This is a genomic window from Janthinobacterium agaricidamnosum, assembly GCF_003667705.1.
Taxonomy (GTDB): domain Bacteria; phylum Pseudomonadota; class Gammaproteobacteria; order Burkholderiales; family Burkholderiaceae_D; genus Janthinobacterium.
In genome coordinates this window covers 239257-251509 of sequence record NZ_CP033019.1, presented here as the reverse complement: position 1 = coordinate 251509, position 12253 = coordinate 239257, and the positions used below count along the sequence as shown (strand labels likewise).

Below are 12253 nucleotides of genomic sequence, written 5' to 3'. Positions count from 1 at the left end.
GGCCACTGGAGACCGCATGACCGTTTTAGAACATACCGAGGCGCCGCTGGTGCTGCGCGAGGACGAGGGTGGGCTCGTCACCCTGCGCCTGAACCGTCCCCTGCAATTCAATGCCCTGTCGGAAGCCATGTTGGCCGCGCTGCAGGAAGCGTTTGATGCCATCGCGCAGCAGCCGCACGTGCGCTGCGTGGTGCTGGCCGCCGAAGGCAAGGCGTTTTGCGCGGGCCACGATTTGCGCCAGATGCAGGCCACGCGCCAGCTTGATTACTATCAAACCCTGTTCGCGCAATGCTCGCGCGTGATGCAAGCCATTCAAACCTTGCCCGTGCCCGTGATCGCCCGCGTGCATGGCATCGCCACGGCGGCCGGCTGCCAACTGGTCGCCAGCTGCGACCTGGCCGTGGCGGGCGCGTCCGCCCGCTTTGCCGTGTCCGGCATCAACGTGGGCCTGTTTTGCGCCACGCCGTCCGTCGCCCTGTCGCGCAATGTGTCGCCCAAGCGGGCTTTCGACATGCTGGTGACGGGCCGCTTCATCGACGCCGACACGGCCGCCGACTGGGGCCTGATCAATGAAACGGTAGCCGACGCGGCGCTCGACGAGGCCGTGGCGCGCCTGGCGCAGCAGATCATGGCGAAAAGCCCGACGGCCATCCGCTACGGCAAGCAGATGTTCTACCGGCAGCGCCAGCTGCCGCTGGACGAGGCGTATGCGTATGCGGGCGACGTGATGGCGCGCAATATGATGGAAGAGGATGCGGAGGAAGGCGTTGCCGCCTTTTTAGAGAAGCGGCCGCCCGGCTGGGCGCGGCCTTGAGTACCTGACCGAACCTACTGCGCGTCGGTATAGGCAGCCTGCGATGCTCACCGTACTTCAGTACGGTTGCGCTTCTCGGCTACCTCTCCCTTCCGCTCGCTACGGTTCGGTCAGGTACTCTTGAACTTCCTGGTCTTAACGACTGTCCTTCATCTGCTGCTGCACGGAAAGACTCAAGGTACCGAGGTCTTCCTTGCCCAGCAGCGGCAGTTGCGCCAGCAGCTGCATCAGGGCCGAGCTGCCCGTCACGTCCAGCTCGGACGACTGCACCAGCACCGTGCCGGCACCCGTGAAGTCGATCTGCTTTTCCTCGCCCGACAGGGTAAAACCCGTGAGCGCGCCGGCGGCCGAGGCCCAGCCCTGCACGTGGGCGTAATCGTAGTGATACGAGGGGCTGGGGCAATCGGCCCAGCCCAGCACGGCCTGCTCGTCCACGCGGCACGGCAATTCCAGGAAGTGCACGGGGCCGTTCGACGAGGCGATCACTTTACCGGTGCCTATCATGGTCAGATAGCCGGGCAAGGTCGATTCCTGGCAAATCACGTCCTTGGTAAACCCCAGCAGGTTTTTCGCGCGGATGGTCATGTTGGCGTTGTCCAGGTCGTAGCACGCCAGGTCGTTGCCGTTGTCGCCCAGGATCAACTGACCTTGCCCTTGCGCCACGACAAAGTGGTGCACATACTTCGGCGCATTGAAGGCATTGCGCACGATCAGGTCGAGCACGCTGCTGCCCATGGCTTCGAAGCGCAGCTCGCCATAGAAGGCAATCATCTTGCCCTTGCGAATGAAGATCTGTTCCTTGACATCGATGACATACGAAAAACGGTTCAGGTTATCGTTCTTCGGCAAGGTATCGGGATTGTAAATCGTCATGGCTTACCTTTCGCTCGCTTGGATGTAGACCGTGCCCTGGCCCGTAAACTTCACCTGGTACGATTCGCCGGACGCCTGGCCGACAAAGGTTTTCCAGTTCAGGTCCGTGACGATGGTCGAGCTCAGCTGGCCCGTGTGGCCGATATACGCTTGCGGGTCGACGAAGACGGGCACGTCCGGCGTGACGGGCAAGCCGATGGCATTGCCGTCGGACAAAATCGCCACTTCGCCCGTGCCTTGCAAGGTAGTGGTAAACAAGCCCTGGCCCGAGGCCATGCCGCGCACCACGCCCTGCACGCCGCCCTGGTTGCCGAGGAACATGGTGCCGGCCGTCAGGCGCCCATCGAAGGCCAGCAGGGATTCGCTTTCCACATAGAACGTTTCGCCGCGCACGGGGACGATGGTAACGAACAGGCCGCCCTGCGCATAAAACACGCTGCCCGTGCCGCGCGCCGACATCAGGGCATAGCCCTCGTTCGTGACGGCGCGCATGGCCAGGCTTTGCACGCCCTGGCCGGCCAGAAAGGAGCGGCTGAACGCCACGTCGCCCTGGTAGGACACCATGGCGCCCTTGCGGGCGAACACTTCTTCATTGCCGAGTTTAACCTCGAGCATCTTTTCATTGATTTGCTGATAGACAGGCATCGCGGGTCCTCGCTGACTTAACGTTCGGCGGGCTGGATGAACACCACGCCCTGGCCTGTGAATTTGTGCTGGTACGATTCGCCCGAGCTCTGGCCGATCATGGTGCGCCAGTTGACATCAAAAACGAATTCCTGGCGGATATCGCCCTTGAAGCCGACGAAGGCGTCCGGGTCCACGCGCAGCGGGTGCGCCGGCGTCACTTCCAGCATGATCAGGTTGCCGCGCGAAATGACGGCCAGGTTGCCGTGGCCTTCGACGGTGGTGGAAAACAGGCCCTGGCCGGAACTGGCGCCGCGCAGGCCCGCAAAGCTGGTACCCGTCTTCAGGCTCGTGTCGTAGGCCAGCAGGCTGCTGCTTTCGATAGTCAGCTTTTCGCCGGCCAGCGCCATGACGGTGATTTCGGCCGCATTCTGCGCGAAAAACACGGTACCCGTGCCGGCGGCCTGCATCACCTGCATGCCTTCGTTCGTCACCTTGCGCTTGAGCGCGCCGAAGATGCCCTCGCCGCCCAGCAGGGATTTTTCAAATTTGATGCTGCCCGTGTAGGCGACCATCGCGCCGGCAATCGCCAGCACTTTTTCATCCTGCAGGCGCACTTCCAGCAGGCGGTCGGTATTGGTGCGGAAACTGGTCACGCGCGACTCCCCAAGAATGCCAGGACACAAAGCCATGGCTATCCGACAAGATACCGGGGGCGTTACCGCCATGCAAGTGCTATTCCTCCCGAACGGGGGTGAGTGCATAAAAAAAGGCGTGCCCGAAGGCACACCTTGTGTTCATACCATGAGCGGCTTATTCGGCCGGCACCGGCCTGGCGCTGCGCGCGTTCTGGAACAGCGGCACGGGATCGTTGGTATTGACCTCGACCACCGTGACGCCCTGCACCACGCCAGCGACCTGATAGCCGACGGCGCCCAGGTGACGCTTGCCTTCGGCCAGGTTGGACCAGCTCAGGGAGACCGTCGCCGTGCCGCCCGTGTAGGCCGTGCCCGGCATCAGCGCCTTGAAGTTGCCGTTGTTCAAGCCCGGCGCCAGCACCCACGACGACAGGGTGTAGTCGGCCTGGCCGTTTTGCGGCGCAAAGCCGATCACGCACACCTTGTACGTGCCGGCGGCCGGCAGGCGCAGTTCCACCTGCTCATTGGAACTTTCATTGCCGCTGCTGCCGACCAGTACATTGGCGGCGTTGTAGACCTCCATGTCCATGTCGGTATTCGCGCCGCCCGTCGTTTCCGCGTCGTAGGTGGCAAAGCGCGCCGCCAGGGTGCCGGCCGGGATCACCACGTTGTGCACGTTCACACCCGTGGCGCCGCCCGCCTTGCAGGCAGCCGATGCGGCAGCGCCCGTCGTCGCCTGGCCGATCGTGCGCGTCTGGCGCACGGCTTCGACGAGACCCGACTTGACGCCGACCAGCGCCCCCGAGAAGCCCGTGCCCAGGGTCAGCACCTTGCTGCCCGTGGCCGCTTCGCTGCTGACCAGCGGAATGGCGGCCAGCGAGGTGCCGCGCGCCGTCAGCGGGCTGCGCACCGTGTGCGTGCCATCCGTCCAGCTCAGGGCGCCGTAGGTCCAGGTATTGGCCGGCGCCGTGGTGCGCGTCAGCTTGACCTGGTACTGCGCCTTGGCGCCCGGCGCCAGGCTCAGGCTCGTTGGCGTCACCGCCACCGTGTAGCCGGGCAGGCTGGCCGAGACGTTGTAGACGGCGCTGCTGGCACCCACGTTGGTCACCGTGCGCGTCAGCACTTGCGTGCCCAGTACGTTGGCCGCCGTCAGCGACGCCAGATTCAGGTTGTAGGCGGGAATGGTGCCGACGGCCTGGCAGGTGGCGGGACTGTAGACCTTCAGGTTCAGGCCGCACAAGAAACGCGCATAGTCGATTTCCGACACGTCGTACACGAGGCCGGGATCGGCGGCGCCGTTCGGCGCGATGTGGCCGGCGCCCTGGCCCCACGGCAACTGGCCCGAGTTCTTCGCCGTGGCATCCCACGACACGGAACCGTTCAAGCCATCGGGATACGTGCTGAACGCCGTCGTCATCAGCGCCGACTTGATGGCCGCGGGCGACCAGCTCGGATGCTGCTGCTTGAGCAGCGCCGCCACGCCGGCCACGTGCGGACTGGCCATCGAGGTGCCGGAATAGAAATCCCACTCCGCTGCTGGCGCCACACCACCGGCGGCCACGGCATCGCGCTGCGCCGGCGTCAGGTCGGCCGTCACGCCGGCCAGGATGTTGGTGCCGGGCGCCGACAGATCGGGTTTCAGGATGTTCGCGTTGGCCACGTTCGGCCCGCGCGAGGAGCGGTCGCTGACGATCGGCGCCTGCACCGTGGTGTCGGCGATGGTGTGGATTTCGCCCAATGCCGCCGTGCCGTCCGGATTGGCCGCCATGAACGCCTTCAGCGCGTCGCCCTGCGCCTGCGCCAGGTGCACGGTCGACAGCACGTGCGCCTGATTGATGATGGTATTGGCGCCGCCGGCCACGTTGGCGATGACCACGCCCGCCGCGCCCGCCGTCTTGGCATTCGCGCTCTTGTTGACCAGCACGTTGCCGCCGCGGTCGCACACGAGTATCTTGCCCGCCACTTTCGCCGGGTCCAGATAAGCCGGGGCGGCATCGGCCGCGCCGAAGCAGCGCAGCAGATTGACGTCCGTCGGCGACACGCCAGCCAGGCCCGCGTCGCGCGAGCGGATCAGCGGCAGCGCCGGCGTCTTCGCGTTGCTCGATGCGCCTTCCAGCTTGCTGCCGTTGCTGAGGATGACGTTGCCCGCGTACAGGCGGTTGTGGGTGGAATTGGCCACCGTTGCCAGCCAGGGGCTGATGTGCGAGACGGGCGCCGGCACGTCGGGCGCCGGCGTGGATGGACCGGAATTGCCGCCGGAGGTGGCGACGAAGACGCCGGCCGCCGCCGCGCCGAGGAAGGCGACTTCCGTCGGTTCGTCGAAGGCGCCGCCGCCCGCGTTCGGGCCGATGGAGAAGTTAATGACGTTGACGCCATCCTTGACCGCCTGGTCGATGGCGGCCACGCTGTCGGCCGTGGCGCAGCCGTTGCGGCCAGTCGAAGCGGCCGTCCAGCAGACTTTATAGGCGGCGATACGGGCGCGCGGCGCCATGCCCGAGGCCTTGCCCAGCGACACACCGTTCGAGGTGGCGATGGCGCCATTGTTGCCGCCGGCCGTGGAGGCCGTGTGCGTGCCATGGCCGCCGTGCCCCGTCAGGCCGGCGACGGAATCGCGCGGCGACAGGAACTCCGTCCAGTGCAGCGCCGCCGTGGAAGCGCGGTAGTAGCGCGCGCCGATCAACTTGTTGTTGCAATTCTCGGCGGAGAATCCCTCGCCCGTCTGGCACGTGCCTTGCCAGCTGGCCGGCGGCGCGCCGTACACGACATTGCTGCCGCTGTGGCTGGGCACGCCGTTCTCGTCAAGGCGGTCGGCAAAGGCCGTGTTCTCGGGCCAGATGCCGCTGTCGACGATGCCGATGACGATGTCTTCGCCCGCGTGCGCCTTGCCGCCCAGCTGCTCCCACAGGCCGCCCGGCTTGTCCAGGCCCAGGAAGCTGGGCGTGTAGGTGGTGTCGAGCTGCAGGATGGAGTCGGCGCTGATGCTGGCCACGCCGCTGTTTTTCTTCAGGGCCCGCACTTCATCGTCCGTCAGCAAGGCGGAAAAACCGTTGAAGACGACGCTGTACTGGTGCGTGATTTCAGCCGCGCTGACGGTGCCGGCCACGGCGGCCTGCTTGCTGTCGAGGTAGCTCAAATAGGCCTGCACGTCGGCGGCGCCCACGTTGATGCGCGCGCCCGGGGCCGGCTTGGTGGCGGCCAGGCCGTCGACCTGGCCCGTGTAGGTGGCAGCCGGCTTGTCGACCAGCTGCACGATGTAGGAACGGCGTTCCTGCGCCTGCGCCGTTTGCGCCAGGCTGGCGGCCAGCAGGAGGATGGCGAGTGAAACGGGACGTAATTTCATCTCACGCTCCTTGCACGGTGAACGCGGCGAACTTGCGGGCGCGGCGGCGCGACAGCATGCCGATGGCGCCCAGGCCGGCCAGCAGCAGCAGGTAGGTCGACGGTTCCGGCACGGCGCTGACGTTGATATTGTCGAGCGCAAACTGGCCCTGGTTAAAGGCGGGGAAATCGATGGAATTGCTGCACACGCCAGTGTCATTGAAAATGCAGGCGTTGAAGGTCAGGCCCGTAAACGCATAGTTGCTGAAACCGCCCAGCAGGGAAGCGCCCTGGAAATGGTAATTGCCATCGCTGCCCTGGCCGGGAAACGCCAGCGAGGTGCTGACCACCTGGCCGTTGCTGAGGGTGCCGCTCAGCTGCAGTTCGCCCCACTGCATGTTGGGCAAGCCGGAGACGGGGGCGATGAAGGAATAGTCGAATCCGGCCAGGCTGAACGCCTGGCGGTCGGCACGCGCGAAATTCACGCCGCCATCGTTGAGGATGGCCAGGTAGTTGCCGGTGGCACCCTGCGGGCAGGCGGCGATATCGCACGACGAACCCGCGCGGCCATCGAGGATGGCACCCACGCCGCTGACGCCGCCGCCGGCAGCCGTGGTCGGATCGGCCAGGAACCGCAGATTGTAGCTCGACGTATTGAGCGTCTGGCCGCTTTCATACACGTCGGGACGCAAATTATCGAAGGTCAGGACATCGGCCATGGCCGGCGCCGAGACCAGCACGGACACGGCGGCCAGCGCGGCCAGGACGGTGGTGCGGCCGCGGGTAGCGGGCGGATAGACGGTGGCGGGTGATACCCGCGCATGTGATGGACGATTCATTCTATTCCCTTGTTTGTTGTGGATAGATAGGTCGGCAGGTCTGGTGCCCGCTTTCAGCTTTTTCACAAAAGTGTCAACAAATATAGCAAATCGCATAAAACAAATATCATATTTTTAATATCATTTATTTATTTTTTATCTAAGCCTGCGAAACTTTGTTTTGTTTTATCTATGAAAGTTTGAGTAAGCTCAACGTTACATTGGAACAACAATGCATCGCACTGCAGGCGTGCGCGCCAGCGTGCCGGCGCGACTTCAGATAAGCTCGAAAACCGTGCCTGCGGCCAGCGCAAGCGCCCACCGTCACATCGCGGTACACCTGTTCCATCCTGGAACAGTCATCCCCTCCCCTGCCCCGCATGACGCGCCCCCCAGAGACCCCTGCGCCGATGGCATGAAGCTTGCACAACAAAGAGATCGACCGTGCTCAGGGAGCAGCATCATGGAACACTACCAACTGGCCGGCAGCGGCCGCGCAGGCACGCGGCCGGCCCGGCGCATCCTCGTGTGCTGCGCGCTGGCACTGGCTTTTTTCCTGCTGGCCGCCAGGCTGGACCTGGCCGAACGGCTGACGCACGCGCTCTGGCGCCAGGAACGCTGGCAACTCGATGAACTGGCCCTGAGCCTGTTGCTGCTGACGCTGGCGCTGGCCGGCTTTGCCGTGCGGCGCGGACGCCAGGTGGCGCTGCTGCTGGCGCAAAACCGCGCCCTCACGCAGCGCCTGCTGCGCGCGCAGGAAGAGGAGCGCTGCGCGCTGGCGCGCGAGCTGCACGATGAAGTGGGACAGGACTGCACGGCCATCCGCGCCGCCGCCAGCTACATCCTGCGCGCGCGCGACGGCGACCAGGCGAACGTGCAGGCCTGCGCGGCCAGCATCGCCCGCTCGTCGGAAGCGCTGCATGCGATGGTGCGCACGATGCTGCGCCGGCTGCGTCCGCCCGTGCTCGACAGCCTGGGATTGGCGCCGGCCCTGCAGGCGCTGTGCGACAGCTGGGCCCAGCAGCACGGCATCGCCTGCCATTTCGCGCCGCACGCCGTCCCCGCCAGCCTCGACGACTGCACCGCCACCGCCGTCTACCGCCTGGTGCAGGAAGGCTTGACGAACGTGGCGCGCCACGCGGGCGCCGACCGTGCCACGGTGGAATTGCGCGCCGATGCGCACGGCGTGCTGCACCTGGCCATCGAAGACAATGGCCAGGGTTTTGGTCCGGATAGAACGCCAGCAGATGGCTTCGGCATGCTGGGCATGCGCGAGCGCGTGGCCGGCCTGCGCGGCCATATCCGCTGGATCAGCGCGCTGGGCAACGGCTTGCGCATCGAAGTGGCGATGCCGCTGGCGGCCGGTGCGGCATGAACGCGGCCATGACCCCGATCCGCGTGATGCTGGTCGACGACCACCCGGTGGTGCGCACGGGCTACCGGCGGCTGCTGGAACAGGGCGGCGACATCGCCGTCGTGGCCGAGGCCGGCAATGGCGAAACGGCGTATGCCCTGTACCAGGAGCACGCGCCCGACGTCTGCGTGACGGATTTGTCCATGCCCGGCATCGGCGGCCTGGAATTGCTGCGCAAGCTGCTCGCGCGCGACGCAGGCGCGCGCGTGCTCGTGTTTACCATGCACGACACGCCGCAGCTGATCGCGCGTGCGTTGGACGGCGGCGCCTGCGGCTTCGTCAGCAAGCAGGCCGACCCGGAACACCTGGTCGACGCCGTGCGCGCGGCCCACGCGGGCCGGCGCTACCTCGATCCGCACAGCGTACCTGGCGTGCTGCACGGTACGGCCCGCATGGAAGCGCAGCGTTTGAGCAGCCTGAGCCAGCGCGAATTCGAAATCTTCCGCCTGCTGGCCGAAGGCCGCAGCGCCGCCGACTGCGCCCGCCTGCTGCACCTGAGCAGCAAGACGGTGGCCAACCACCAGACCTGCATAAAGGAAAAGCTCGACGTGCCCGGCCCCGCAGCCCTCGTGCACCTGGCGCTGCGCAATGGCGTCATCGAGCACGTCCAGCCTTAAAACGCGTAGCGCAGACCCGCATTCACGCTGCGCGGCGCGCCGGCCGCATAGAACGTCGCGTTGACCATCGGATAGTCGCCGTTCACGGCGGGCAATGGCCGGGCGGCAAAATTGCCGTTGGCGTCGAAGCCCGTGGCGCCCAGTTGCGCCGCCGTCGCGTACTGGCGGTCGAACAGATTATTCACCTGGGCGAACACGCTGAGCCGTGGCGTCAGCTGGACGTTGCCGTTCAGCTCCACCACGGCGTAGCCGCCGCTCTTGCCCGCGCCCAGGTAGGCCGGGCCGCCCGCCTGGTGCCGGTTGTTTTCATTGCCGCGCGCGTAGGAACTCGACACGGCCGTCATGGCCAGGCCCACCGTCCAGTCGCGTCCGCCCTGATAGTCCACGTGCGCCTTGAAGATATGGCTCGGTGTCAGCGGTATCCGGTTGCCGGGCGTGATGACGATATTGCCTTCCAGGCCGGGCGCCTGCGCATCGCTGCTGCTGTTGGCGCTGCCGTTGACGAGCTCCCGGCTTTGATACGTCGCCTGCAGCCACGTGTAGTTAACGCCGAAGTCCAGCGCACCGGCCTTGCCACCCGCCGCCAGTTCCACGCCCTGGTGGCGCGTCTTGCCGAAATTCTTGAAGTAGCCGAAACCGGCCTGATTGTCGGCCACGAACAGGATATCGTCGTGGTTTTCCGCGCGGAACACGCCGGCGCTCCAGCGGGCCACGTCGGCGAGCTTGCCGCGCAGACCCGCTTCCCACGTCTTGGTGACGACCTGTTTCAAGGGCGGATCGCCCGCCATGGCGTTGGGCAGGCGGCACGGGTTGTCCGGGTCGGCGCAGCCGAGTTCGATGGCCGTCGGCGTGCGGCTGCCTTCGTTGTAGCCGAGATAGGCGCTCACGCCATCGGCCGGCGCATAGGCCAGACCGATGGCGGGATTGAAGCGGCTGAAACGGTGGTCGCCATCGAGCGAGCCGCTGCCGCCGCCGGGCGTGATGGCGTCGCGGTTGCGCACGGTGCTGCGGTTGTAGCGGCCGGAGATGGTCAAGGTCAATGCTTGATTCAGCGCCATGCTGTCGCTCGCATACACGCTCCACGTGCGCATGCGCCCGCTCAAGTCGACGCGGTTGTCGACGGGCGTGCCGTCGTCGTCGATTTCCGTACCGTCGGCAAAGAAGTCGACGGGCGTGATGCTGCGGTCCGGGTTCAGATAGCCGAACTGGCTGGTCTGGCGAAACGTGGCGTGGCTGGCATCGAAGGCGGCGCCGACCGTGACGGCGTGGCGCTGCCCGGCCAGGTCGGCCAGCGCCGTGAACTGACCCGACAAACCATAGTTTTCCTGCTGCGTATGGCTGCGGTTGAGCATGCCGTTGCATTTTTCGGCCGGTTCATCGTTCAGCAGCACGTTGCCGATGCAGCGCCACTTCGGGAAAGGCGTATTCGACGCGTTCGCCCCGCTGGCGGGAAAGCCCGTGTAGCCGGCCGCCGCCAGGGCCGCCCGCTCGGCCGCGCCGGGCTGGTAGACGGACTGGTCGAGCGACTCGTCGTTCAGGTCGCCATTGAACGTGTGCGTGTCGATCTTGCGGTAGTACACATTGCCGGACAAGAGCAGGCCGGCGCCGGCCTGGTGCTTGCCCGTCAGGTTCAGCAGGGTCGACCTGTTTTCCGTCAGGTCCGGCTTGGTGTAGACGCTGCGGTAATCGCGCGCCAGCATGCGCTGCTCCTGCAAGCCGTTGCCCGTCAACGCATTGTCCGCGTGGGCCACGGTGACGGCGATGTCCGTGCGCGCATCGCTCCAGCCCAGCTTGCCAAACAACTGGCGCACGTCGGACGGGGAATCGTCGCGCCAGCCGTCTTCCTTGAAACGGTTGCCCGTCGCATACCAGTGCCAGCCGCTGGCATGGCTGCCGCCATGTTCGACCTCGACGGCGCGCCGCTGATGCGAACCCAGGCGCGCCTCGACGGCTGTGCCGGGATTGCTCTTGCCATCCTTGGTCTGCAGGGCCAGCGCGCCGCCCAGGGTATTCAGGCCGAACAGGGGGTTCGAGCCTGGCATCAGGGTCAGCGAGGCGATGGCCATGCGCGGGATCAAATCCCAGCTGACGACATCGCCAAACGGCTGGTTCAGCCGCATGCCGTCGAGGTACACGGAAAGTCCTTGCGGCGTGCCCAGCAGGGGCGAGGCCGTGTAGCCGCGGTAGCTGACGTCGGGCTGGAAGGGGTTGTTCTGCACCTCGTTCACATAGACGCTGCCCAGGTTGCGGCGCAGGAAGGCGGAGATATCGAGCGCGCCGCTGCCGGCGATCTGCTGCGCGCTGGCCGTCTGCACGGGCGCGGCAAAGGCATCGCGCGGCCGCTCCACGGTGGGCAGCGGCATGCTGCCCGTGATAATGACGGTGGGCAAATCGTACGCCGGCTCCAGGTTGGCAGGATGGGCAAGCTCGGCGGCTTGCGCCTGGCACAGCGCCATGGCGGCGGCCGCGAATAAGGTCAGTCTCATGCAGGTCCCCGATTTATCGTGTTTTTTATTACTGCCCAGTATCGGACAGCCACCGGGGGATGGGCTAGGGAAAAACTCCCGCCGTGCTGGGAAGGGATAACAAAAGTCAGCGCTGCAAGGGAAGATAGCTTTGCTTGAGCTGGCGCAACACGAAACTCGATTTGCTGTGGCGGATACCGGGAATTTTATACAGGCGCTCGCGCAGCAGGCGTTCGTAGTCGCGCGTGTCGCTCACCGCGATGCGCAGGTAGTAATCGTAGTCGCCGGACACAAGAAACGCTTCCAGCACTTCCGGGATCATGGCCAGCGCGTGGCCGAATTCGAACAGGGCCTGGTCGGAATGGTCGTCCAGGGTGACTTGCACGATGACGGTATCGGCCAGTCCCACCTTGGCCGCGTTGACGTTCACCGTATAACCCTCGATGACGCCATCGTCTTCCATGCGCTTGATGCGCGCCCAGCACGGCGACGAGGTCAGGCCCACCTTGGCGCTCAGGTCGTGCAGGCTGATGCGGGCATCCTGCTGCAGGGCCGTCAGGATGGCGAGGTCGAATTTGTCGAGCTTCATTCCGTTAATTCCCTATTTCACAGCAAATTTTGCTGAATACCACATTCTATACGAGAAAACCAGCAGCCTTTTCTGCCGCATCA

10 protein-coding genes are annotated in these 12253 nt (G+C 65.5%); 3 read left to right on the top strand and 7 right to left on the bottom strand.

What is annotated here, in order from left to right:
* Positions 1–16 precede the first annotated feature (16 nt).
* On the top strand, positions 17–814 hold the full coding sequence (locus D9M09_RS01170; protein ID WP_121668395.1) for an enoyl-CoA hydratase: 798 nt from the start codon (positions 17–19) through the stop codon (positions 812–814).
* A gap of 135 nt (positions 815–949) precedes the next feature.
* Here D9M09_RS01170 and D9M09_RS01165 read toward each other — a convergent pair whose 3' ends face one another.
* The 5 genes from D9M09_RS01165 to D9M09_RS29295 form a co-directional block, all read right to left on the bottom strand.
* Positions 950–1687: an AIM24 family protein gene (locus tag D9M09_RS01165; RefSeq protein WP_070312592.1), complete on the bottom strand. Its 738-nt coding sequence runs from the start codon at positions 1685–1687 to the stop codon at positions 950–952.
* Between the two features lie 3 nt (positions 1688–1690).
* A complete protein-coding gene (locus tag D9M09_RS01160) occupies positions 1691–2332 on the bottom strand; it encodes an AIM24 family protein (protein WP_121668394.1) in 642 nt (213 codons plus the stop codon).
* Between the two features lie 17 nt (positions 2333–2349).
* Positions 2350–2967 carry an AIM24 family protein gene (locus D9M09_RS01155; protein WP_180338655.1) on the bottom strand — a complete coding sequence of 206 codons (618 nt, stop codon included), beginning with the start codon at positions 2965–2967 and terminating at the stop codon, positions 2350–2352.
* A gap of 157 nt (positions 2968–3124) precedes the next feature.
* The gene (locus D9M09_RS29870; protein ID WP_121668393.1) at positions 3125–6289 is read right to left on the bottom strand and encodes a S8 family serine peptidase; all 3165 of its coding nucleotides are present in this window, start codon (positions 6287–6289) and stop codon (positions 3125–3127) included.
* A gap of 1 nt (position 6290) precedes the next feature.
* Positions 6291–7106 carry an NF038120 family PEP-CTERM protein gene (locus tag D9M09_RS29295; RefSeq protein WP_205602320.1) on the bottom strand — a complete coding sequence of 272 codons (816 nt, stop codon included), beginning with the start codon at positions 7104–7106 and terminating at the stop codon, positions 6291–6293.
* 442 nt (positions 7107–7548) lie between these two features.
* Here D9M09_RS29295 and D9M09_RS01140 point away from each other — a divergent pair, with 442 nt between their 5' ends.
* Positions 7549–8460 (top strand): histidine kinase, encoded by a 912-nt coding sequence (locus D9M09_RS01140; protein WP_162995537.1) that lies wholly within the window; start codon positions 7549–7551, stop codon positions 8458–8460.
* Positions 8461–8468: 8 nt separating this feature from the next.
* Entirely contained in the window at positions 8469–9116 is a 648-nt protein-coding gene (locus tag D9M09_RS01135; protein WP_121670921.1) for a response regulator transcription factor, read from the top strand.
* Here the strand turns inward: D9M09_RS01135 and D9M09_RS01130 are convergent.
* Positions 9113–11602 (bottom strand): TonB-dependent receptor, encoded by a 2490-nt coding sequence (locus D9M09_RS01130; RefSeq protein ID WP_121668391.1) that lies wholly within the window; start codon positions 11600–11602, stop codon positions 9113–9115. The genes D9M09_RS01135 and D9M09_RS01130 overlap by 4 nt on opposite strands.
* A 106-nt stretch (positions 11603–11708) precedes the next feature.
* Positions 11709–12170 carry an Lrp/AsnC family transcriptional regulator gene (locus D9M09_RS01125; protein WP_070217690.1) on the bottom strand — a complete coding sequence of 154 codons (462 nt, stop codon included), beginning with the start codon at positions 12168–12170 and terminating at the stop codon, positions 11709–11711.
* Positions 12171–12253 lie beyond the last annotated feature (83 nt).

Excerpts from the sequence above, each read along its gene's own strand:
- D9M09_RS01160 (WP_121668394.1), bottom strand. The coding sequence starts at position 2,332 with ATGCCTGTCTATCAGCAAATCAATGAAAAGATGCTCGAGGTTAAACTC.
- D9M09_RS01130 (WP_121668391.1), bottom strand. The coding sequence starts at position 11,602 with ATGAGACTGACCTTATTCGCGGCCGCCGCCATGGCGCTGTGCCAGGCG.
- D9M09_RS29295 (WP_205602320.1), bottom strand. The coding sequence starts at position 7,106 with ATGAATCGTCCATCACATGCGCGGGTATCACCCGCCACCGTCTATCCG.
- D9M09_RS01170 (WP_121668395.1), top strand. The coding sequence starts at position 17 with ATGACCGTTTTAGAACATACCGAGGCGCCGCTGGTGCTGCGCGAGGAC.
- D9M09_RS29870 (WP_121668393.1), bottom strand. The coding sequence starts at position 6,289 with ATGAAATTACGTCCCGTTTCACTCGCCATCCTCCTGCTGGCCGCCAGC.
- D9M09_RS01135 (WP_121670921.1), top strand. The coding sequence starts at position 8,469 with ATGACCCCGATCCGCGTGATGCTGGTCGACGACCACCCGGTGGTGCGC.
- D9M09_RS01140 (WP_162995537.1), top strand. The coding sequence starts at position 7,549 with ATGGAACACTACCAACTGGCCGGCAGCGGCCGCGCAGGCACGCGGCCG.
- D9M09_RS01165 (WP_070312592.1), bottom strand. The coding sequence starts at position 1,687 with ATGACGATTTACAATCCCGATACCTTGCCGAAGAACGATAACCTGAAC.
- D9M09_RS01125 (WP_070217690.1), bottom strand. The coding sequence starts at position 12,170 with ATGAAGCTCGACAAATTCGACCTCGCCATCCTGACGGCCCTGCAGCAG.